Annotated in this window: 20 protein-coding genes; 11 read left to right on the forward strand and 9 right to left on the reverse strand. The window is 70.3% G+C overall.

The features are described from left to right. Positions 1-16 precede the first annotated feature (16 nt). Genes DMP23_RS00800 through DMP23_RS00815 form a run of 4 tightly spaced genes read right to left on the reverse strand, consistent with a single transcriptional unit; the run spans position 17 to position 6,087 of the window. The gene (locus tag DMP23_RS00800; protein ID WP_337819817.1) at positions 17-3,214 is read right to left on the reverse strand and encodes an ATP-binding protein; all 3,198 of its coding nucleotides are present in this window, start codon (positions 3,212-3,214) and stop codon (positions 17-19) included. Beyond that, positions 3,211-3,843, reverse strand: a complete 633-nt coding sequence (locus tag DMP23_RS00805; protein WP_238607136.1) for a hypothetical protein — start codon at positions 3,841-3,843, stop codon at positions 3,211-3,213. The genes DMP23_RS00800 and DMP23_RS00805 overlap by 4 nt, the downstream gene beginning before the upstream one ends. A 60-nt stretch (positions 3,844-3,903) precedes the next feature. Next, entirely contained in the window at positions 3,904-5,508 is a 1,605-nt protein-coding gene (locus DMP23_RS00810; protein ID WP_337819818.1) for a tyrosine-protein kinase family protein, read from the reverse strand. Positions 5,509-5,511: 3 nt separating this feature from the next. Then, positions 5,512-6,087: a TIR domain-containing protein gene (locus tag DMP23_RS00815; protein WP_337819819.1), complete on the reverse strand. Its 576-nt coding sequence runs from the start codon at positions 6,085-6,087 to the stop codon at positions 5,512-5,514. Between the two features lie 180 nt (positions 6,088-6,267). Here DMP23_RS00815 and DMP23_RS00820 point away from each other — a divergent pair, with 180 nt between their 5' ends. Further along, positions 6,268-7,221, forward strand: coding sequence for an SEFIR domain-containing protein (locus tag DMP23_RS00820; protein ID WP_337819820.1), 954 nt, complete (start codon positions 6,268-6,270; stop codon positions 7,219-7,221). Positions 7,222-7,499: 278 nt separating this feature from the next. On the opposite strand, the gene DMP23_RS00825 is transcribed toward DMP23_RS00820, so the two are convergent. After that, complete coding sequence (locus DMP23_RS00825; RefSeq protein ID WP_037819503.1) at positions 7,500-8,405, reverse strand: serine hydrolase; 906 nt, start codon at positions 8,403-8,405, stop codon at positions 7,500-7,502. Continuing rightward, a complete protein-coding gene (locus DMP23_RS00830; protein ID WP_443111326.1) occupies positions 8,395-9,333 on the reverse strand; it encodes a LysR family transcriptional regulator in 939 nt (312 codons plus the stop codon). Before DMP23_RS00830 ends, DMP23_RS00825 begins: the two co-directional genes overlap by 11 nt. Positions 9,334-9,438: 105 nt before the next feature. Here DMP23_RS00830 and bla point away from each other — a divergent pair, with 105 nt between their 5' ends. From bla to DMP23_RS00870, 8 genes are all read left to right on the forward strand, one after another. Continuing rightward, positions 9,439-10,335, forward strand: coding sequence for a class A beta-lactamase (gene bla / locus DMP23_RS00835; protein WP_238607140.1), 897 nt, complete (start codon positions 9,439-9,441; stop codon positions 10,333-10,335). Beyond that, a complete protein-coding gene (locus tag DMP23_RS00840; protein WP_337819822.1) occupies positions 10,332-10,853 on the forward strand; it encodes a D-alanyl-D-alanine carboxypeptidase family protein in 522 nt (173 codons plus the stop codon). Before bla ends, DMP23_RS00840 begins: the two co-directional genes overlap by 4 nt. A 138-nt stretch (positions 10,854-10,991) precedes the next feature. Continuing rightward, the gene (locus DMP23_RS00845) at positions 10,992-11,756 is read left to right on the forward strand and encodes a hypothetical protein (protein ID WP_337819823.1); all 765 of its coding nucleotides are present in this window, start codon (positions 10,992-10,994) and stop codon (positions 11,754-11,756) included. Positions 11,757-11,899: 143 nt separating this feature from the next. Next, positions 11,900-12,109 (forward strand): hypothetical protein, encoded by a 210-nt coding sequence (locus DMP23_RS00850; protein WP_337819824.1) that lies wholly within the window; start codon positions 11,900-11,902, stop codon positions 12,107-12,109. 108 nt (positions 12,110-12,217) lie between these two features. Beyond that, positions 12,218-12,952, forward strand: coding sequence for a hypothetical protein (locus tag DMP23_RS00855; protein WP_337819825.1), 735 nt, complete (start codon positions 12,218-12,220; stop codon positions 12,950-12,952). Positions 12,953-12,992: 40 nt separating this feature from the next. Next, positions 12,993-13,718 (forward strand): maleate cis-trans isomerase family protein, encoded by a 726-nt coding sequence (locus DMP23_RS00860; protein WP_337819826.1) that lies wholly within the window; start codon positions 12,993-12,995, stop codon positions 13,716-13,718. A gap of 65 nt (positions 13,719-13,783) precedes the next feature. Beyond that, the gene (locus DMP23_RS00865; RefSeq protein ID WP_238607142.1) at positions 13,784-14,146 is read left to right on the forward strand and encodes a VOC family protein; all 363 of its coding nucleotides are present in this window, start codon (positions 13,784-13,786) and stop codon (positions 14,144-14,146) included. Between the two features lie 21 nt (positions 14,147-14,167). Continuing rightward, a complete protein-coding gene (locus DMP23_RS00870; protein ID WP_337819827.1) occupies positions 14,168-14,623 on the forward strand; it encodes a MarR family winged helix-turn-helix transcriptional regulator in 456 nt (151 codons plus the stop codon). On the opposite strand, the gene DMP23_RS00875 is transcribed toward DMP23_RS00870, so the two are convergent. After that, positions 14,624-15,223, reverse strand: a complete 600-nt coding sequence (locus DMP23_RS00875; protein WP_337819828.1) for a hypothetical protein — start codon at positions 15,221-15,223, stop codon at positions 14,624-14,626. It abuts the gene before it with no gap. Positions 15,224-15,340: 117 nt separating this feature from the next. Here DMP23_RS00875 and lexA point away from each other — a divergent pair, with 117 nt between their 5' ends. Continuing rightward, positions 15,341-15,994: a transcriptional repressor LexA gene (lexA, locus tag DMP23_RS00880; RefSeq protein ID WP_037819493.1), complete on the forward strand. Its 654-nt coding sequence runs from the start codon at positions 15,341-15,343 to the stop codon at positions 15,992-15,994. A 44-nt stretch (positions 15,995-16,038) separates the two neighbouring features. Here the strand turns inward: lexA and DMP23_RS00885 are convergent, their stop codons facing one another. Then, positions 16,039-17,298, reverse strand: coding sequence for a Bcr/CflA family multidrug efflux MFS transporter (locus DMP23_RS00885; protein WP_037819491.1), 1,260 nt, complete (start codon positions 17,296-17,298; stop codon positions 16,039-16,041). A gap of 105 nt (positions 17,299-17,403) precedes the next feature. Continuing rightward, positions 17,404-20,541, reverse strand: a complete 3,138-nt coding sequence (locus DMP23_RS00890; RefSeq protein ID WP_337819829.1) for a GH92 family glycosyl hydrolase — start codon at positions 20,539-20,541, stop codon at positions 17,404-17,406. A 210-nt stretch (positions 20,542-20,751) separates the two neighbouring features. Here DMP23_RS00890 and DMP23_RS00895 point away from each other — a divergent pair, with 210 nt between their 5' ends. Next, positions 20,752-21,060 carry a cupin domain-containing protein gene (locus tag DMP23_RS00895; protein WP_336158962.1) on the forward strand — a complete coding sequence of 103 codons (309 nt, stop codon included), beginning with the start codon at positions 20,752-20,754 and terminating at the stop codon, positions 21,058-21,060. Positions 21,061-21,066 lie beyond the last annotated feature (6 nt).

A 21,066-nucleotide genomic window follows, 5' to 3' on the forward strand; every position in this document is an offset into this window, starting at 1 on the left:
GTCCGGGCCGCTTGTTTCACCCCTCCCCGTCCCTGGCCCGCGCGAGCACCTCCTCGAGGCGCAGCGGGCTCGCCGGGTGGTGGCTCAGGCACAGCGGCGTCGACACCCGCCGGAACCCGAACGCCTCGCCGGACACGTAGAACTGGGCCCGCTCCAGCCGCGAGATGTCCGCCACCGGACTCCCCTTCGCCCGTGCCATCTCGTTCGCCGCGGCGATCTGCGCCGGGCTGTTGAGCCGCCCGAAGAACTGCGTCATCGCGTTGCCGGCGATCTGGTTGTGCAGGCCCTTCGGGGCTTGCGTCGCGAACAGCAGCCCCAGCCCGTACTTCCGGGCCTGCGCGGCGAGCACGATCGTGCTGCGCGTGCTCGCGGTGAGCGACCCGGACGCCGCGAGCGTCTGCGCCTCGTCCATCACGAACAACGCGCCCAGCGGCCGGTCTCCCGCCGGATTCCGCTTGATCCACGCGAACAGCTCCATCTGCAGCTGGTTCACGAAACTCTGCCGCTGCGTCTCGGCGGGCAGCCCGGCGAAGCTGATCACCGAGATCCGCGCCCGCTTGCCGTCGGCCGGGGTGAGCAGCACCGCCGGGTCGGCCGGGGTGCCGGCTCCGGCGAACAGCGGGTCGTTCACCATCGCGGCCTTGAGCAGCTCCGCGACCTCAGCGGCGATTTTCCGGCCGCCGTTGAGATTCGTGACGCCCTCGGGGAGGTCCTCGAGGACCTCGATCAGCTCCGGCAGGCTCCGCGACCCGGCGCGGGCGTGGTGCACGATCGTCTGCCGCAGCACGGCCAGTCCGATGTCCGCCTTCGCGGTGCTGCCGGTGAGCCGAGCCTGCGGCGCGAGTGCCGCGACCGCCACCTCGACTGCCGCGGAGAACTCGTCCTCGTCGTCCAGCACCCCGGCGAAGTCCGGCAACGGCTCGAACCCGAGCGGCCGCCCGGTGGCGCGGCCCGGCGTCCAGACGACGACGTCGGTTTCCTCGAAGTAGCGCTCGGCGAGCTGGGCGTCTTCCGGACCCCAGCCGCTCGGCGGACTCGGCCACGCGTCGCCGAGGCGGGCGAGGTCGTTGTTCGGGTCCAGCACGATGGACGACACGCCGAGCAGCGCGCATTCCTCGATGATCCGGCGCAGGAGCACCGTTTTCCCCGACCCGGAACCGGCGAAGACGGCGGCGTGCTTGCGCAGGGCGGAGAGTTCGATGCGGATGGGTTTGCCGGAACCGGTTTCGGTGCCGAGGGTGAGGGCGCCGTCGGGCGGCGGGTGGGTTCCGTCCGAACGCGGGGCCTGGGAGGTTCCGTTGCGGTTCGAGCGCGGGGTCGGGGTGAAGAGGGAGGGCTGAGCGGCGGGGGCCGGGTGCACGGGTCGCTTCTCTGCTGGCAGCGGGGCTGGGTTCGCGGGGCCTCCGGAACGCGCCGCGGCGTCGGGCAGGACTCCGGAAAGCAGCTGGGAGCGCCGCGCGGGCCTGCGGTCGATGAGCCATTCGTGGACGTCCGGGCCGCCCTTGGCGAACATCTCGTCCAGCGCCCAGAACGTGCGGACGTCCGCTTCGGACATCTTGAGCCGCTTCCCTCCGGCGGCTTCGAACGCCCGGATCTCGGCCTGCGTCTTTTCCCCTTTGGACCACGAGGAGTTCCGGATCAGGACGAGGTGGCGGTTGTCCGCCCCGGGCCGCAGTCCCGCGGCCGAGCGCGCCTTGCGGAACCGGTTGAGCACCGCGAGCGGATGCCGCACGGAGATCGCCCGGAACGCCCAGTGCTCCTCCAGATCGGAGTCCTCGTCGAGGGTGTGGGTGAGCCACGCGTGCAGTTCGTCCTCGCTGCCGCGGGCGTCCCACTCCATTTCGTCGTCGCCGACCTCGGTGATCCAGCCGCGCAGCGCGGCCGACAGCAGCCGGGGCATCACCTCGTCTTCCACTTTGTGGTCGAGCAGCGCCGACGGATCCGCGGCCGCGCGCAGCTGCTCGAACCAGGCGTCGAGTTCGGCGAAGCGGTCCGGCTTCGGTTCCGCGCGGGCCGGCAGCACCGGTGGCGCGTCGGTGTCGAAGCTGGTCAGCTCCTGCACCCGTTCCGCGCGGACGCAAGCGTCGATGTGCGCGCCGATCCGCTTCAGCAGTTCGCGCGGGGTGTACTCCTCCCACGGCCCGTCGAACGCGGAAGGCGCGACGGGCCAGGTCGAATGCGGCGGGGTGAAATCCATCGCGGCGTAAGCCACTCCGAGCCGCCGCTCCACCAGCCGCCGTCCGACCTCGGCGTCGAGCACCCGGCCGAGCGTCAGCGTTTCGCGGAAACGGTCCGGCACGGTGTCCGAGGCCTTGTCCTTGATCAGCATCCACGTCGTCGGGAGGCAGGCGAGCACGGTCAACGTCCGCCGGGTGACCTCGCGCAGTTCCATCAGGCCGTCGGCGATCTGGGCGACGAGGAAGTCTTCCTCGCCGCGGTGCCCGATTTCGCGAGCCTGCAACGAAGACCGGGCGATGAGCGTGTCGAGCTGGTCGACCCCGATCACGAGCGGACCGGTGAGCGCGAGCAGCCGCGTGATGTCGTGCACCTGCCCCAGCGCGGACTTCGCCTTCGCCCGGATGCCCCACTTCCGGCGGACGCCGGATTTCGACTCCTCGGAACTGCCGAGGTACTCGTCGCCGATCTCGTTCTGGGTCAGGTCTTCCGCGGCGTACAGCACCAGCGCGCGGGCCGTGTCCGCGCATTCCACGGCGACCTGGCGGTCGAGCTTGCGCAGCCCCAGCACGAACGCGTCGAGGTGCGCGCGAGTCAGCGCGCCGGTGCCCAGCAACGCCGAAGTCGCTTCCCAGGACACGTCGCCGCGTTCGCAGACCCGGCGCACGAAACTGCGCAGCTGCGTCTCGCCGGAGTCGTCGGTGCGCAGCAGGCCGCGGCGCAGCGCGTCGGCCGTGTTCTCCCAGAACGCGTCGCCCGCGGTGAGGTCGTCGAGGAAGAAGTACCCGCCCGCGCGGTGCGCCGCCCGCCGGACCATCCCGAGGAGATGGGCCTTGCCGACGCCTTTCATCCCCTGCATGACCAGGCCGATCGGGCTCGGCCCCTCGCTCGCCGCCGCGTCGCGGATGCCGACGTCGATCGCGGCGATCACGTCCGCGTGCAGCCCGTCGACGTGGTACGGCGAATCGCGCCACACGTGGTCGGGCGTGTCCGCCCAGTCGAACCGCAAAGTCGCCAGCACGGCCAGATGTTCGATCATGACGCCTCGATGGACAGCATGTGGTTCTCTTCACCGCCGATGCGCACAGCCGCCGCCCGGTCCGCCGCGGTCAGCACCTTGCGGTTGGATTCGGGCACCAGTTTCGCTTGCCCGGTACGGCTCAGCTCCTTGAGCACCGCGTCGACCTCGGCGGTCTCGGCGTCGCCGAGCGACGACCGCAGATCCGCCAGCCCCACCCAGCCCCGGGGCTCGCGAGCGAGTTCGCGGTAGGCCTTGACGATCATTTCCTTGAGGTTGACCGCCTGCGGCGCGTTGCCTTCCGCGCCGCCGAAAACCTCCTTGAGCGAAACGTTGTGCAGCCGCAGGTACTCGAAGAACTTGTTCAGCGCCAGGTAAGCCACCACGGTCAGCGTGCTCCGGACCGGTTGCGGCGGGGACAGCGCGGCCAGTTCCTCCGCGCACCAGTCCCAGCCGGCGTCGGTGAGCTGATGCGCGAACGCGCGGCCGGATTTCCTGCTGCTGACGTAGCGCTGGTTGAGCTTGACCCGGTCCTTCCCGTCGAGCGCGAAGCCCGCGGCGTCGCGCAGTTCCGGGTTCGTCATCTCCTTGCCGTGCACCATCAGCGCGATCATCGCCGCGGACTGCTTGTGGCTCAGTCGTTCGTGCATCCGCCGTCCTTCCTCGGGGCATCCCGGCCGCGGGCGCGGGCGGGTGTCTGGCGGGTGCGGCTAGTTGCCGTTCACCCGCACGTCGAGCACTTGCTGGGCCCACGCCAGGGCCTTCTGGACCGGCACTGGCGGCGGTATCGCGCCGTTGTCGTGGCGCGGGCGCAGCACCACAGCCAGGTCCGCGCCGAGCTCCTGCGCACGCACGCTGTCCCCGGCTCCGACGACGGCGGGCAGTTCGCTGGCGAACTCGCCGACGAGGTCCCACAGTTCCGGACGCAGCCGGACGTGTTCGGCTTGCCGCAGCAGGGAAACCAGGTCCGCTTGGCCGGTGTCGACCAGGGCCCGCCCGGCGCCGATCTCGTCGGCGAGGCTCCGCGCGACCTTCGCCGGGCCGTTCAGCGCGCTGAGGCGCAGATGCCGCAGGTTGCCGAGGTAGCCGGACAGCTCGCGCGAGTCGGTTCCCTCGGTGAGCACCGGGATCAGCCTGCGGTCCTGGCCGAGCGTGCGGTGCAGGAACAACTCGACCTCCGCCAGCTGCCACCGGCTCGCCTTGCCGTCGATCACCAGGCACAGGTGCCGGGCGTCGGTTTCCGCGCGGCCGAGCCAAGAACGGTCGCCCGACAGCGAACGGCCCACCCGGATGCCGAGATTCTCCAGCTCCGCCACCAGCTCCCGGGAGACGTCGAGGTTCGACCGGGGCATGCTGACCTGGATGTCGTAGGCGAAACTCTGCGTCCGGGTGCGCACCGCGGCCACGTACGCGTCGCGGTTTTCGGCCAGCAGCTCGGTCCGGTCGAAGGAATGCGCGATCACCGCGGCGACGGTCTCGAGCGCGAACCCGATCTGGTCCGCACCCGGGCTTTTCTCCAGCAGCACCGGCAGTTGCTCGCCGAAGGTCCAGTACGAGACGTAAGGCAAGGTGAGGTGGCGCGCGATCACCGCGGGCGGAACGTCCTGGTCAAGCCAGCTGTCGAACAGGCTCCGCGTCTCCTTCAGGCAGATCTCCCGCCAGCTTTCCGACCGGTCGTACTCCTCGCGCGTGTCGAACCGCGAAAGCACCGGCAGCACGGGAAGCTGCGGACGGTCGTACGGCAGGGCGTTCCGCGCGACATTCGCCCGGCGCGCGACGTCGACCGCGCCGCGCACGCTCTGCATGTTCGCGGTGTAGAGGACGACCAGCCGGTCCGGCAGGTGCGCGGTGCAGATGCTGCCGACGTCGGAGATTCCCGTGCGGCTGTCGAGCAGGACGTAGTCGTACTCCGAGGTCCAGGCTTCCCGGCAGCGTTCGAGGTACTCGCCGAATTCCTCGTCGTACAGGCCTTCCCAGTCGATTCCCTGCACCTGTCCCGGATACTCGGGGCCTTCGCCGCCCGCGGCGAGGAAGTCCAGCGTGCCGGCCACGTTGTCCAGGCGGACCGGAAGGACGTGCCGGTTCGGCCGGACGGTGCCCGCCCGGAAATCGGCGACGAGATCGACTACGCCGCCTTGCGGATCGTGGTCCAGCTTCGGCCGGAAGTACTCGTGCAGACCCGGTGCTTCGAGGTCCCAGTCGATGCACAGCACGCGCTGTCCCCAGCGGGCCAGCAGCACCGCGATGTTGGCCAGCGTGAAGCTGCGGCCGACGCCGCCCTTGTAGGAATAGAAAGTGATCACGACGCCCGTCATCGCTCAGAGCCTCGGGAACCGGGAAGCGGGCGGGACGTCCGGCCGCGGAGTCAGCACCGGCCAGTCCGGCCGCCACGCCGGGGCCGCGCTGAGCAGTTCTTCGATCTCGGTCGCGATGCGGTTCATCTCGTCGTGGAAACCGATGTATTTGGCCGAGACCTGGAATTGCTCGTACGGATGATTCCACTCGGTCAGGTTCTTCATCCGGCGCTGGTGCGCGTACGGCGGGAAGTTTTTCGAATCGCAGTAGATGACCGGGTAGATCAGGGTAGCCGGACGGTCCCGTCCGGCGAGTTCTTCGCGGCGTTCCATCGAGGCCCATTCGGCGAGGCACCACTCGTTGTAGAAGTACTTCGGCGAGCACACCGGGACCAGGATCCTGGTGTGCCGCAACGCGGAGCGCAGTTCGTCCGGCCACTTGCCGCCGACCCGCACCGACCCGTCGAAGAACACCTGGACGTCCCGGTCGAGGTTGCCGTCGAGCAGTTCGCACAGCCGCGGGTGGAAATGGTTGCGGACCCATTTGGAGATGGTCTCGGCGCGCCGTTCGTAACTGATGAAAACGTCGTAGTGGTACACCTGGGCAGCGCTCCCCCGTCGATTTCCGCGTCCTGGCGATCCCGTCCTCGGACCACGACGATACCTTTGGCGAAGACCCCGGCAAGGGACAGATTCTGGACACTTTGTGGCCGAAAACCCGCTGCCGCCGGCCGGACCCGAGACTGGACCGGTCGCCGCCGCCGGAATTCGAGGAGCCCGATGTCCGCCCCCGCCGCACCCCGGATCTTCATCAGCTACGCCCACGACACCGCCGCCGAGCACTACCGGCAGGTCGGGACCTTCGCCACCTTCCTCCGCGCCAAGATCGGCCTCGACGTCCGGCTGGACCAATGGGACGACGCGTCCCGGATCGACTGGTCGGCCTGGGCGATCCGCAACATCCACGCCGCCGATTTCGTGCTGGTGATCGCCTCGCCAAACTACCGGCGGCGCGCGGACGGCGAGGCGCCCTTCGACGAGGGCCGCGGCTCCCAGTTCGAGGCGCGGATCATGCGCGACGCGCTCACCCGCGACCTGGAGCGCGAGACCAGCCGCATCCTGCCGGTGGTGCTGCCCGGCGCTTCGGTCGAAGACATCCCGGCGTTTCTCACCCCGTATTCCACCACGCATTTCCGGATTCCCGAATTCACCGACGACGGCGTCGCCGGGCTGATCTCCGCGATCACCGGGCGCAGCCAGAACGAACGTCCGGTGCGCGGGATCTGGCGCGGGGCACCGGATTCCGCGCCAGGGCCGGTACTGGCGACCGAACTGCCGTGGCGCGACAAGAGCGCGGACATCACCGCCGGCTCAGCACGGATCGACGGGATCAGCTACGAGCACAGCGTCGTTTTCCGCACTGCCGGGCCGACCTTCGGGGCGTGGGCGTTCGCGGAAATCGACCTCGGCGGCTCCTACGCGCATTTCACCGCGGTCGCCGGAGTGCTCGACGACGCCGAGGACGCGGATTTCCAGATCGGGCAGTTCTGCGTCCGGCTCGACGGCGAAATCCGGCACCTCGACCATTCCGCCTCCGGCAGCCCGCGGCACACCGAACTCGACGTCACCGGCGTCCGGCGGCTGCGGCTCGAGATCCGCCGTCCCGCGGCGGGCCCGGCCGCCCGCACGACCCGGCCGGCCGCGCTGGCCTGGGGAAACCCGACGCTGCGCTAGGCGCGCGTTTCCTGCTTTCGAGGAAACAGGAAACGCCTTGTCCGCACCCGTTCCCGGATCGCATTCTGGGTGCACGCCGCTCGTTCCGGGCGGTTCGCCGAGAATCACGGAAATCCGATCATCCGCGAAAGAGCACTGTTTCGCGGCCGGGGTTTTCCGTGCCTGGATCCGGGAGGGAGGTGCGGGAAAATGCAGACGCACGGAATCGTTCTCATCCTCACGCTGCTGGGCCTGGCCTGACGCGGAACGGCCGGATTCGCCGCGAGGGCGGATCCGGCCTATCCGCGGGCCCGCAGGTGGTCCCGCAACGCCCGCGCGACCCGCGCCATCAAGATCTCCGCTTCCGGCTGGATCGCCGCGGGCACCCGGGATTCGGTGAGCGCGGCGACCGCGAACGCCTGGCCGTCCGAGTGCTCCACCACCCCGATCTCGTGCCGCAGGTTCACCAGCGTCCCGGTTTTCGAGGACCACTTCGCGGAATCGGACGCGAAATCCGGGGCCAGCCGTTGGCGCAGCAGGTTTTCGCCCATCAGCTGCCGCACCCGCGCGGACACGTCCGGATCGATTTTCGACGGCGTCCACAACGCGGTCAGCAAATCGGTGAACGCGCGCGCCGAACCGGAACTCGCGCGCGAAACATCCAGCTGCCGCACCGGATGTCCCTGTCCCTCGGTCACCGCGCCGATCGCCAGCGAATGCGCGAGGTGCACCTCGGCCGCGTCGAACCGTTCCACCGGCGTGTCGCTCAGCTCGCTCAGCGAATGCCGCACCGAGATGCCGGTGATGCCCCAGTCCCGCACCGTCCGGGTGACCTCCGCGGGCGAGGTGAGGGCGAACAGTTCGTCGGCCGCCGCGCTGTCGCTGATCGCGGAGGCCAGGTACATCAGGTCCTCGACCGAAACCCGCGCCGGATGCCGGAACCGCGCCAGCCCGGTCGGCCCCGCGCTCTCGGCGCGGCCGGGTTCGACCTCCACCTGCCGCGCGCCGTCCAGTTCGCCGCGCCGGATCCGGTCCTGCGTCACCGCGACGAGCGGGACCTTGACCAGCGACGCGGTCGCGAACTCCAGGTCGGGCTCGATCCCGATCTCGCGGCCGGACCCGAGATCGCGGACGAGGAACGAGCCTCGCAGCCCGCCCTCGTCGAGTTCGTCCCGCAGCCGTGCCAGCAGCGCCTCAGTGTTCACGGCGCCAGTCTGCCGCACCGCCCGGGTCCGGACGGCGCGCGCGCTCCCCCGTCGCGACCTCCGCCCCCAGGCACCGCGCGATCGCGGCACGCAACGGCGTCCGCACCCGGTCGACGTCGTCGCCCAGCCCCGCCGCCACGTCGTATCCCCGCGCGAGCCGGACGCCGCCCACCGGACGCCACGCCAGCCCCAGTTCCCGCGCCTGATCCGCTGAGCACAACAGCAGATCCGCCGACCCGATCACGCTCGCCGCGGCCGTCGTCAGCGTCCCGGCGACCTCGACCTGCGCGGGCAGCAGCCCGGCCGCGTCGCGGGCGCGGAACACGCGGTCGCGGACATGCGGCACGTCGTCCTCCGGCTGCACCCACACCCGGCGGCGCGCCCCGGGCGACCGGCCCGCGCGCAGGGTTTCCAGGTGCACCACGGTTTCGTCCGGCTCGGCCTCGCTCGCCAGCCCGAGCGGCACCGTCCACACCCCGTCCTCCGGCGGCACCGCGACCAGCGCGGCCCGCACCTCCTGCGTCCGCACCAGTTCGGCCCGCTCGGCAGGCCCGGCGACGCGGAACTCCAGGAAGACCTCCACCGTCCGCGCCTGCGCTTCGAGTTCGGCGAGGTCGCGGGTGGTCGACGTGTCCGGGACCGCCAGCCGCAACGGCCGCCGACGCGCGCGCTGCGCGTCCGATTCCATCGCCTCGGCGAGCCGGACCAGGCGTTGCGCGGACGGCAGCAGGTCCCGGCCGAACGGCGTGAGCCGCGCCCGCCGCGTCGACCGGTCGAACAGCCGCTCCCCCAGGTGCTTCTCGAGCGCGGCGATCCGGCGGCTCGCCACCGGCTGCGGGATCCGCGCGACCGCCGCGCCGCCGGTGAAGCTCCCCGCTTCGGTCACGCTCACGAACGCTTTGCAGCAGCCGACCAAGTCCACGACCAGAGCTTATGCCAGATTCGCATCATGTCGCACGGAAGTGTCTTGGACCGCATGAACCGGACGCGGGCACGCTGCTGGGGAGTTGATCGACTTCGGAGGGAGAACCCCGTGTTCCGCAGGCTGACCCTGGCCGCGTTCGCATTGGTCGCGCTAGCCTCATGTGCCACACCAGCACCACCGGACGCCCCGGCGAGTTCCGCGCAGTCCGCCGCGCCGGCGGCGGCCAAGACGGTCGCGCAGCCGGATTTCGCCGCGCTGGAGAAGGCTTTCGGCGCCCGGCTCGGCGTCTACGCGATCGACACCGGCGACGGCCGCGAGGTCGCCTATCACGCGGACGACCGGTTTGCCTACGCTTCCACGCACAAGGTGTTCAACGCGGCAGCCATCCTGCACCGCGGGGATGATCTGACCCGCACGGTCACGATTCGGCAAAGCGATCTCGTGCCCAATTCCCCGATTACGGAGAAGCACATCGGGGAGCAAATGTCGTTACAGAGCGTTCTCGACGCTGCGCTGCGTTACAGCGACAACACGGCGGATAACCTCATGTTCCGCGAAATCGGGGGTCCCGCCGGGCTGGCTGCGGAGCTGCGCCGGCTGGGGGATACGGTCACCCACGTGGACCGCATCGAGCCCGCTCTCAACGAGACGAGCCCTGGTGACGTCCGGGACACGACCACCCCGCGAGTCTGGGCCAAGGACCTGCGCGCCGTCGCGCTCGACTCGGGACTCCCGGCGGACAAACAGGCCGTGCTGACCAAGATCATGCGCGCCAACACCACCGGCGCGCACGTGATCCGCGCCGGCGTGCCCGCGGACTGGCAGGTCGCGGACAAGACCGGGTCCGCCGATTACGGCACGCGCAACGACATCGCCGTGCTCTGGCCGCCGCACCGCGCGCCGATCGTGCTCACTGTGCTGTCCGATCGCCCGCAGAAGGACGCGAAGACCGACGACAAGCTGATCGCGCAGGCCGCCGCCGCGGTCGTGAAGGCGTTGCAGTGACCGGAATCTACCGAGTGGTCGCCCACGTGCTCGCGGTGCTTTTCGTGCCGGTCGCGTGGGTGGTCGCGCGGGGCCGGGCACGGCACGTCGCGTGCCAGTGGGCACTGGGGGCCCGCTATCCGGCCGAAAACCTCGCCGGGCTCACCCCCGGCACGCACGCCGCGTTCACCGCGGCGCGCACCGAAGCGTTGTGGCGGCACGGAATCCTGCTCGGCCTGACTTCCGGTCACCGGGACGCGGCGACGCAGGCCGACCTGTTCCACGCCGAAGTCCAGCGCGCCGGTTCGCACGAACTCGCCCTGCACCTCACGCTCCCGCCCGCGCAATCGCAGCACGTGCGGGGCGTCGCGCTCGACGTGCGGCCTTACGAGGGCGCGCAGTGGCTCGAAGTCCACGGCGGACGGTTCGGCCTGTATCGCGTGTACGACAACGAATGGTGGCATTTCGAGTACCACCCGGACGGCCGCCCGCAGCGGCTGCCGCATCCCGGTTTCGCCGCCACTCGCGCCGCCAGCTGAGCCTGGTTCGTCCACTGTGGACCAGACCGTGAGTCACAGATATGTGACGAAACCGGACAAGCGGTAACGAAAGCCTGAGCCGGGCGAATAGCCGGATGTGCCCGGGGGCGTCCTGGGCCTGTCCCGAACGGAAACCGCATGATTCGCCCGGTCTCGAACCGTCTCCTCCTGCGCTGGGGTGCCGTAGCGGCCGCCGCCGCGCTCGCTTGCACCGCCTGCTCCGGCTCCGGCTCCGACGGGAACGCCGCCCCGCCGCCCGCCGCCGGCGCCGCCGCGAGTTCGCCCGCCGCGCCCGCCTCGCCGTCCGCCGCCGCGCCCGACGCCGCCACCGTCGGCGCGACCGTCAAGGCCGCGATGAAGAAGTCGACCGCGGTCCACGTCAAGGGCACGAAGAGCGAAGACGGCAAGATGAAGGTCGACATGCAGTTCAACAAGGACAGCGTGAGCGGCACGATCGAGAAGGACGGCGTCGAGGTGCCGGTGCTGCGCGTCGGCGAGAAGGTCTGGATGCGGTTCAGCAAGTCGCTGGTCAAGGAGACCGGGATGCCCGCCGAGGCCGCGGCGATGGTGAACGACAAGTGGGTGTCGCTCGACTCCCCGCTCGCCCAGGGCATGGGCGAGGTGTTCAAGCTGTTCATGGACTTCGACGTCTTCATCGGCTCCATGGCCGACGACGTCGACAAGCCCGGCTACTCCGCGGCCGAACCCGCCGACGTGGCCGGAACCCCGGCGCTGCGCTACAAGAACGGCAGCCGGACGATCTTCCTCGAAGCCGAGGGCTCCCACCGCCTGCTGCGGCTCGAGTCCCCCTCGGAAGGCACGATGGAATTCAGCGGCTGGGACCAGCCCGTCCCGGCCCAGGCCCCGCCCGCTGCCGAAATCTACTCCGGCCCCGGCTCCTGACCGGACGGCCTCGCGTTCCCGCGCCGTTCGGGAGCGCGAGGCCTTGCGTCCACTGTGGACCGCAGCCTCACGAATCCGCTTTGGGCCGAGATAAGCCGTAACGGACCGCCGACCCGCTCGACCCCGCGGCCATCAAGGCGGCGATGAAGAAATCGACCGCGGTCCACGTCAAGGGCACGGCCAACAGCGGCGGCGACATCAAGATCGACCTGCAGCTCAACAAGGACAGCGTCGGCGACAAGATCTGGATGCGGTTCAGCAAGTCGCTCACCAAGAAGGCCGGACTGCCCGCCAAGGCCGCCGCGATGGTGAACGACAAGTGGGTGTCGCTCGACTCCGGTCCCGGTTCCTGACCAGACAGCCTCGCGTCCACTGTGGACCACAGCCGTAACGAACCGCCGGACCGGGCGATAACCGGATGCGCCCGGGGGTGTCCCGGGCCTGTCCCGAACGGAAACCGCATGACTCGCCCGGTCCCAAACCGTCTCCTCCTGCGCTGCGGTGCCATTGCGGCCGCGCTCGTGTGCGCCGCCTGCTCCGGCGCCGGAGGGAATCCCGCCCTGCCGCTGGTCAGCGCGGCGGCGAGTTCGCCGGTCAAACCATTCGACGCGCCGCCCGATGCCGCGACGGTCGGGGATACCGTCGCGAACGAACTGGGCATGGCCAGGGCGGTCCACCTCAAAGGCACGAGCGCCGACGGCCTCACCGTCGACCTGCAGCTCAACCACGACAGTGCGAGCGGTTCGATCGAGAAGGACGGCGCGCCGCTGTCGCTGGTGCGCGTCGGCGACAAGGTGTGGATCAAAGTCACCGGCGCGCTGGCCAAGATCACCGGACCGTCCGCCCGAGCCATGTCGACGATGGACGGCAAGTGGCTGCCGGCGGACGCTCCCCTGCTCCACGGCCGCGGCGCGAAGTTGAAGGACCTCCTGGACTGCGACTCCTTCCTCGACTCCGCCGCCGACGAGCTCGGCCAGCCCGGTTACTCCGCGGGCGAACCCGTCGAGCTGGAGGGCACTCCGGCGGTGCGTTACCGGAACGGCAGCAAGGCGATCTACCTCGGGCGCTTCGGGACGACCTACTCCCTGATGCGGTACGAGTCCCCGCGGGACGGGGCGCTGGACCTCGACCTGGGCGACCCCCACCCGGCCAAGGCCCCCTCCGCCGACGAGATCTACTCCGGTCCCGGCTCCTGAAGTTCTGCCGTCCGGGCGAACGAGTGCGACACTGCCCGAGATGATCGGTCTGCTGTATCCCACTCGCGATTGCGCCGAGGACGACTTCACCGCCCTCGCCGGATGCCTGGACGCCCGGCCCGGCGTGGAGTTCGCCTACGTGCCCTGGGCGCGGCGCGTGGTCGAGCGGGAGAACGTCCAGACCGCCGTGCGCGAGCTGAGCGAGCCGGACCGGCTGGTCCAGACGGCGGCGAAGTTCACGACGTCCCCGCGCGTGGTCAGCTGGGCGTGCGCGAGCTGCAGTTTCCTCGACGGCGTCGCCGTGGCCAAGACGCAGACCGGTGCCCTGACGGACGCGCTGGGCGTCCCGGCGAGCAGCACGTCGCTGGCGTTCCTCGCCGCCGCGCACCGGCTCGGACTCAAGCGGATCTCGCTCGCCTCGGTGTACGCGCCGGACATCACCGACGCGTTCTCGGCGTTCCTTGCCGAGGAAGACATCGCGACTGTGCACGCCGTGTCGGCCGATGCCGGTTCGGACCGCGATCTGGCGGCGTGGGACAGCGGCCGCATCCGCGAACTGGTCGATTCCGCGGCCTCGCCGGACGCCCAGGCCGTCCTGCTCCCGGAGACCGCCCTGCACACCGCGCCGCTGCTCGCCGAGCTCGAAAACCGGGCGGGCAAACCCGTGCTGACCGCGACACAGGTGACGCTCTGGCACTGCCTCACCCTGCTCGGCCGGCCTGCCGCCGGACCGGATCTCGGCACGCTGCTCGCCCACCCGCATTGACCGTCCACTGTGGACAAACAAGATCCCGGGCATAACCGCGGCCGATCGCGGGTAATTCCCCGATCATGAGCAGCCACCTGATCGCCGTCACCGTCGACTGCCGAGACGCCGACGCGCTCGCCGAATTCTGGCGGGAAGCGCTGGGCTACCCGCCTGCCGAGCGGTGGCCGGACAGCCACGGACTCGCCTACGTCGAACTGAAAGCGCCGGATCGGCCGTCGCTGCTGTTCCAGCCGGTGCCGGAGGGGAAGACCGTCAAGAACCGGCTGCACCTGGACATCGCGCCGGACACCGTGGAACAGCGCGACGAAGTGGCCCGCCTGGTCACCCTTGGCGCGAAAGTCGTGGAAGATCCGGAGAACGACCACTGGATCGTGTTGAAAGACCCCGAAGACAACGAATTCTGCGTCCTCCCCCGGCGGTCCTGACCCCGCGCTACGATCTCCGCCGTGCCCGACCCCCGAATGCCCGCACACCCCGACCTCGGCATGCTCGCCGGGCGGTTGCTGTTCGCGGTGCAGCGGGAACTGTTCACCGCGCTGGCCGCCGAGGGTTTCGCCGACCTGAGCCCCCGGCACGGCGCGGTGCTCGCCTACCTCGGCCCGGACGGCGCCCGCGCGACCGAACTGTCCCGCCGCTCCGGACGGCGCAAGCAGGTCATCGGCACGATGGTCGACGAACTCGCGACGCTCGGCTACGTCGAACGCCGCCCCGACCCGGCCGACCGGCGGGCGAAACTCGTCTGCCCGACCGAACGCGGAGAAGCCATGATCGAGGCCTCGACCCGCATCCTCGCCGGGATCGAGGACCGGCACGCCCAGCGCCTCGGCCAGGCCGAGTACGCCGAGTTCAAGCGAGTGCTCACCGAGGTCACGGACGAGCAGCGGCACTTCGCCGGGCAGTGATCACTGGCCCGGCCAATTCTGCTGCGGCGGGCCGGAGGCGGGCCATTGCCCCGGCATCGGCTGCTGCGGATACGGCTGCTGGGGATACTGCGGCTGCTGCGGGTACTGCTGCGGCATTCCCGGAGCGCCGTACTGCTGCGGATACTGCTGTCCCATCGGATACTGCGGCATCCCCGGAACCGGTGCCCCGTAAGGCATTCCGTATCCCATGGGCGGAGGCGTCTTCGCGGACACCGCGGGCAGCCACAGCACCACCGCCAGGATCGTGATCACGCCGAACGCGACGCTCGCGCCCCAGGAATGGACATCCACGAGCGAGACGAGCGCGCACAGCAGCTGCACCGGCGCGGCCCAAAGCAACCTCCGCCCGACCGCTTGCCGACGCGCGAAAATCATCCCCACGCCGACCAGCACCACAATCGCCAGCAAGCCGTACAGCCCCGACGCGTAAGTGGCGACACCGGCGTATTTTCCGCCGCTCGCGAGATGGAAGATCGACCACAATCCCCCGCGTGCCGCATAGATCTCCAGCAGTGCGAGGACCACCGCCACCGCGATGCCGATCCCCGTCACCTTCGGCCGTACTGCCGGCTGAGTCATCCCCGGTCCCCTCCGTCACCCTCCGGAGGGAACACCCTACCAAGCGCATCCACCGTCCACAGTGGAACAACCGCCCCGGCCCCGGCGACCGGCCCGCCCGCCGTCTACGATCGGCCCGTGACCGCCTACGACGACGTCTTCGACGACCTGGACGCTTCGGCCCTGCCCGAGCGGCAGCAGCGCATCCTCGCCACCATCCGGGACTGGGTGGGCAGGCACGGATACTCGCCGAGCACGCGCGAGATCGGCGAAGCGGTCGGGCTGCGGTCGACGTCCTCGGTGTCGAAGCATCTCGCCGCACTGGAGGACAAGGGGTTCCTGCGGCGCAGCCCCAACGTCTCCCGCCCGATCGACGTGCGCGCCTTCCTCGGCGACCTGCCCACGCGCGAAAGCAGCGACTCCGTGCCGGTCCCGGTCGTCGGTGACATCGCGGCGGGCACGCCGATCTCCGCGCAGGAGCACGTGGACGACGTCATGCAGCTGCCGCGCGGGCTCACCGGCCGCGGCACCGTCTTCGGGCTGCGCGTGCGCGGCGATTCGATGGTCGACGCGGCGATCTGCGACGGCGACATCGTCGTGGTCAAGCAGCAGCCCGAGGCGCATTCGGGCCAGATCGTCGCCGCGATGATCGACGAGGAGGCGACGGTCAAGGTCTACCGCCGCCGCGACGGGCACGTCTACCTCGAGCCCCGCAACCCGGCCTACGACGTGATCGACGGCGACCGGGCCACGGTGCTCGGGGTGGTCGTCTCGGTGCTCCGCAGCATGTGAGCGGCGATGCCGGGTCGAACCGGCACCGCCACCCACGAGCGATCTCAGTCGACGGCCACCGGGACCCGGGTGTCGGCCAGCACCTCCGGCTCGGCCGCCCGGCCCTGCCACGGCCGCGCGACCAGCCACAGCACCAGGCCGGACACCACCAGTCCGCCGAACATCACCGTGGCCATCGCGACCGCGTTGTTGCCCAGCAGGCCGACCACCGGCGACACCGCCGCGCCGACGCCGAACTGCACCGCGCCCAGCAGCGACGCCGCGGTCCCGGCGTTGTCGCCGTGCGCGTCGAGCGCGACCGCCGGCGCGTTCGGCAGGATCAACCCGGCGAAGAACAGCACCACCCACACCGGCACCGCAACGCCGAACATGCCGCCGAAGCCGGTCAGCGCGGTCGCCAGCAGCACCGCGGCCGAGGCCGCCGCCGCGACGCTCGCGAAAAGCAGCACCTGGTGCGGTTCGAACCGGTTCATCAGCCGGGCGTTGACCTGCGTCGCGGCGATCAGCCACACCGCGCTCGCTCCGAACATCAGGCCGAACTGCTGCTGGTCGAGCCCGTACTGCTGCTGGAACACGAACGACCCGCCGCTGACGAACGCGAACAGCCCGGCCATCGCGAACCCGGCCACCAGCACCAGCCCGACGAACGAGCGGTCGGTGAACAGCGTCCGGTAGGACCGCATGGTCGCGCGGACCTTGAACGGCTGCCGCCGCGCGGGCGGCAGGGTCTCCGGCAGCGCCAGCGCCGCCGCGACGCCGCTCGCCAGCCCGATCGCGGCGAGCGCCACGAACACCCCGCGCCAGTGCGTCCACGCCAGCAGCGCGCTGCCGAGCGTCGGGGCCAGCACCGGGGACACGCCCATCACCAGGATGAGCTTGGACAGCAGTTTCGCCGCGGCGCGATCGGTGTAGAGGTCGCGCACCACGGCCAGCGCCAGCACCGCGCCCGCCGAGGCGCCCAGCCCCTGCAGCACGCGCGCCGCGCTCAGCAGCTCGACCGTCGGCGCGACCAGGCACAGCAGCGACGCGAGCACGTGGATCGCGCTTCCCGCGACGAGCGGGATCCGCCGCCCCATCGCGTCCGAGAGCGGGCCGGCGATCAGCTGGCCCAGGCCGAGCCCCAGCACCGTTCCGGTGAGGGTCAGCTGGATCGTCGACTCCGTCGTCAACAGTTCGCGGGTGATGTCCGGCAGAGCCGGCAGATACATGTCGATGGACAGCGGCCCCAGTGCCACCAGAACGCCCAGCACGAGCACCAGCTTCAGCTGGCTCCCGGCTTTCGGCGCTTCGCGTGTTTCGTTCACGCCACTCCCCTTCGTCGTGAGCACGCCAGTGACTTACGACGAAGGGGGCCGAGAAATTCCGGAACCCCCGAACAGATCACACCCTGGGAATCCCGCTTGACAAACTCAGCCGAGGCCGAGGGCGAATACGTGGAGGTCCGGATCGGACGGGAGCGTCACCGTCGCGATCTTCTTGCCCGCCGGGATTTCCAGCGGCGACGTCGCGTAGACCGAGGCGCCGATTCCCTGGCCGCCGGGCTGATTCCGGTACGCGGTGCGGGCCACGAGCGTATTGCCGAACACTGGTTCGGTTTTTCCGCCCGGCAACACCCAGTCACCGAACGAAAGATCGGCGGCCGTCGTCGTGCCGTCGGTGAACGCGACCGTCGCGCTCCCGCGATGGTCTCCGTTCGTCGCCGAACCGACGAAAAGCAGGCGGGCGGCTGAAGTTCCACCTAGATCGAGCTTCTGCCCGGACGGCACCGCGTTGTCCGGACGGCCGGACGGGGCGGCGGGCCAGACGAACGTCGTGCCCGCCGCGTGTCCGGTCGAACCCGGAGCGAGACCGGCGTCCGCCAGCGCTTTCCGCGAATAGCTGTTTCCGGCACCGTCGAAATTCGCCGAACCGCCGTCGCCGTCGTCGGAAATCCCGGCATTGCCGAAGGTCGCGGCGAGGCTTCCCTTCGGCGCGATCAAAACAATTACCGAGGAAGAAACGGCATGTCCGGCTCCGCGCAATGTCACCGGCACTTCGTAGTAACCCGCGGGAGTGCCCGCCGCCGCGGTCACGGTCAGGTCCGTTTTCCCGCCGCCGGTGTGGTTGTCGAGCCACACCGAACGCGGTCCGGACACGGTGATCCCGGCGGGTGCCGACGTCGAGAGGTTGAGCGAGCGCAGGTGCCCGCCGAGCCGCTGGCCGTTCACCGCGACCGTGCCGGAGCCGCCCGGTTCGAGGGTCACCTGGTTGGCGACCGAGCCGACGAACGGTTCCTCGTTGTCCCGATAGGACGGTGGTTGCGTGTTCGCCGCCCAGTTCCGGTCCGGCTGCGCGGACAGCGCGAAGTCGAGCCGACCGCCGTTGCGCGCGAGATCTTGCGGCAGCGACGTCCGGTCCCACCGGTGCCCGTTCAGCGCGAGGCCGTGGACGTACTGCGTGGTCGTCGAGGCTCCCGGCGCGCGGATGTCCAGCGTGCGGCCGCCGGGCAGGGTCAGCACCGCGCGCTCGAACAGCGGGCTGTGCACGGTGAGGTCCGGCGTGCCCGGAGTCGACGGGTACAGGCCCAGCGCGGCCCAGACGTACCAGGACGATTGCGCGCCGAGGTCGTCGTTTCCGGGCTCTCCGTCCGGCGTCGCGCTGAAGAGCGTGGTCGCGATCCGGCGCACCACCTCTTGGGTCTTCCACGGCTGGCCGACGTGGTTGTACATCCAGGGAACGCCGAAGTCGGGCTCGTTGCCCGCCCACATGTACGGCTCGTTCGGGCCGACGTTGAGCTTCTGGAAGAACGTGTCGAGCCGAGCGGACACCGCCGCCGGACCGCCCATCGCGGTCACCAGCCCGGCCGTGTCCTGCGGCACGAGCCAGGTGTACTGCGCGGCGTTGCCCTCGTCGAAACCGTCCTGGCCGAAGGTGCCGGGCGCGGGCGGCTGGTAGGCCGGGCCGTCCGGGAACCGGCCGTCCTGGCCGCGCGGCTGCAGGTAGCCGGTCGCCGGGTTGAACAGGTGCTGCCAGTTCTGGCCGCGTTTCGCGAAGTCGCGGGCGACGCCGCGGTCGCCGATCGCGCCCGCGAACTGCGAGATGGCGAAGTCGTCGATCGCCCATTCCAGCGTGATCGAGGCGCCGACGCGGGCGTGGTCGCCGCGGGAGGCGTCGTTGTTGGGCAGGTAGCCGCGGGCGAGATAGTCCGCGATCCCCCGGCGTTCCTGGTACGCGCCGGGCGTCTCGTCCACCGACGTCGCGCCCTTGACCAGGTACTTCAGCGCGGTCTTGACGTCGAAGTCGCGCGCGCCGAAGGCGTAGAGGCTCGACAGCAGCGCGACCGAACTGTCGCCGGTCATCTGCCCGGTGTAGCCGTTGGCCATCGGCCAGCGCGGCCACCAGCCGCCCTGGACCGCGTCGTTGGTCAGCGACTGCGCCATGTCGCTGGCTTCCCTCGGGAACAGCATGCCGTGCAGGGGCGCGAGCGAGCGGTAGGTATCCCAGTCGGAGAAGTTGGCATACTGCGAATGCCCGGCCGGGAGCGTGCGGACCTGGTTGTCGAAGCCGAGGTAGCGGCCGTCGGCGTCGTTGAACGTGTTGGGGTGCATCAGGCCGTGGTAGAGCGCGGTGTAGAACGTCTTGAGCTGCGCGGAGTCCTTGCCCGCCACGCGGATCCGGCCGAGTGCGTCGCGCCAGGCGTCCTTGGTGCCCTTGCGCATCGCGGCGAAGTCCCAGCCGGGGGTCATGTTCTTCTTCGCGCCCTGAACGTCCACATAGGACATCGAGACCTTCGCGTGGACCACGCCGGCGTCGCCGAACGTCAGGTACGCCCCGGCTTTCGGCGCGTCGACCTGGTCGCCGCCAGGCTGGACGGTTTTGCCGTCCCAGGTGCCGTGCGCGGTGAACGGACGGTCGAAGGTGATGTCGTAGTAGACGGTGTACTTGTTCGGCTTTCCGCAGAAATGGCCGGTCGTCGCCTGGCCGCTGACCTCGCGGTCGCCGGTGATCCGCAGCCCCGCCGCGGAGTTGCCCGCCAGGCTCGCGCCGCCCTTCACGAGCATCTGCGCGTTCTGCCCCGCCGGGAAGGTGAACGCCGCCATCCCCGTGCGGGTGGTCGCGGTCAGCTCGGTGCGCACGCCGGAATCGGGGAAGGTGACCGCGTAGTAGCCGGGTTCAGCCTGCTCGCCGTCGTGGGTGAAGCGCTCGACCCGGTCCCACGGTTTCGCCCCGACGTCGCCGGTGACCGGCAGGATCGGGACGTCGCCGAACGCGTTGCAGCCGACCGACGCGTGGTCGAGGCTGAAACCGCGGATCTTGTCGCTGTGGTACTGGTAGCCGGCGTAGGACCCGTCGGTGTCCGGCGAGAACTGCATCATCCCGAACGGCGCCGCGGGCCCGGGAAAGTTGTTGATCTCGCCGACGGAGGTACCGCCGCGGCCGGTCCCGATGAGCGGATCCACGTACGCCGCCGGATCACCGACCAGGCCCGTCTGCGGCGCGGCCGCCGCGACGGTCCCCGCTCCGACGACCGCCGCCGTCGCCAACGCTGCCACGACTGAGTACCGCACGGCACCTCCCAGACCTCGTGTTGTCCGACCTTTCCGGCTCGCGGGCGGCGAGGTCAACCGGATGACAGAGATCTGGCCGGTTTCGACCGGACAGACATCCGACCGGCGGCACGGCAGACTCCTGCGGAGGTCCGTACGGGAATCAGATTCCGTCCGGGGTTTCCGCACAGACCTGCGCTTCGCGTGCCTGCCGGGCTAACCTCGACGGACATGACAGAACCTGCCACCCGGGACGTCGAGGGCCACGAGGTCGGCTCCGGCGTCTCCGTCATCCGCGAATACGCCACCGAGCCCGGCACCGGACCGCGGCTGCACCGGCATCCCTACCGCGAAACCTTCGTCATCCAGCGCGGGCGCGCGTTGTTCACCATCGGCGAGGAGCAGCGCGAAGGGGTCGCCGGGGAGGTGCTCGTCGCTCCGGCGAACACCCCGCACAAGTTCGTTTCCCTCGGTCCCGAACCGTACGAGGCGGTGCACATCCACGAGAACGACCGGTTCGTCACCGAGTGGCTGGAGTGAGGTCGA

This window comes from Amycolatopsis sp. A1MSW2902 (genome assembly GCF_017312175.1).
GTDB lineage: Bacteria > Actinomycetota > Actinomycetes > Mycobacteriales > Pseudonocardiaceae > Amycolatopsis > Amycolatopsis nivea.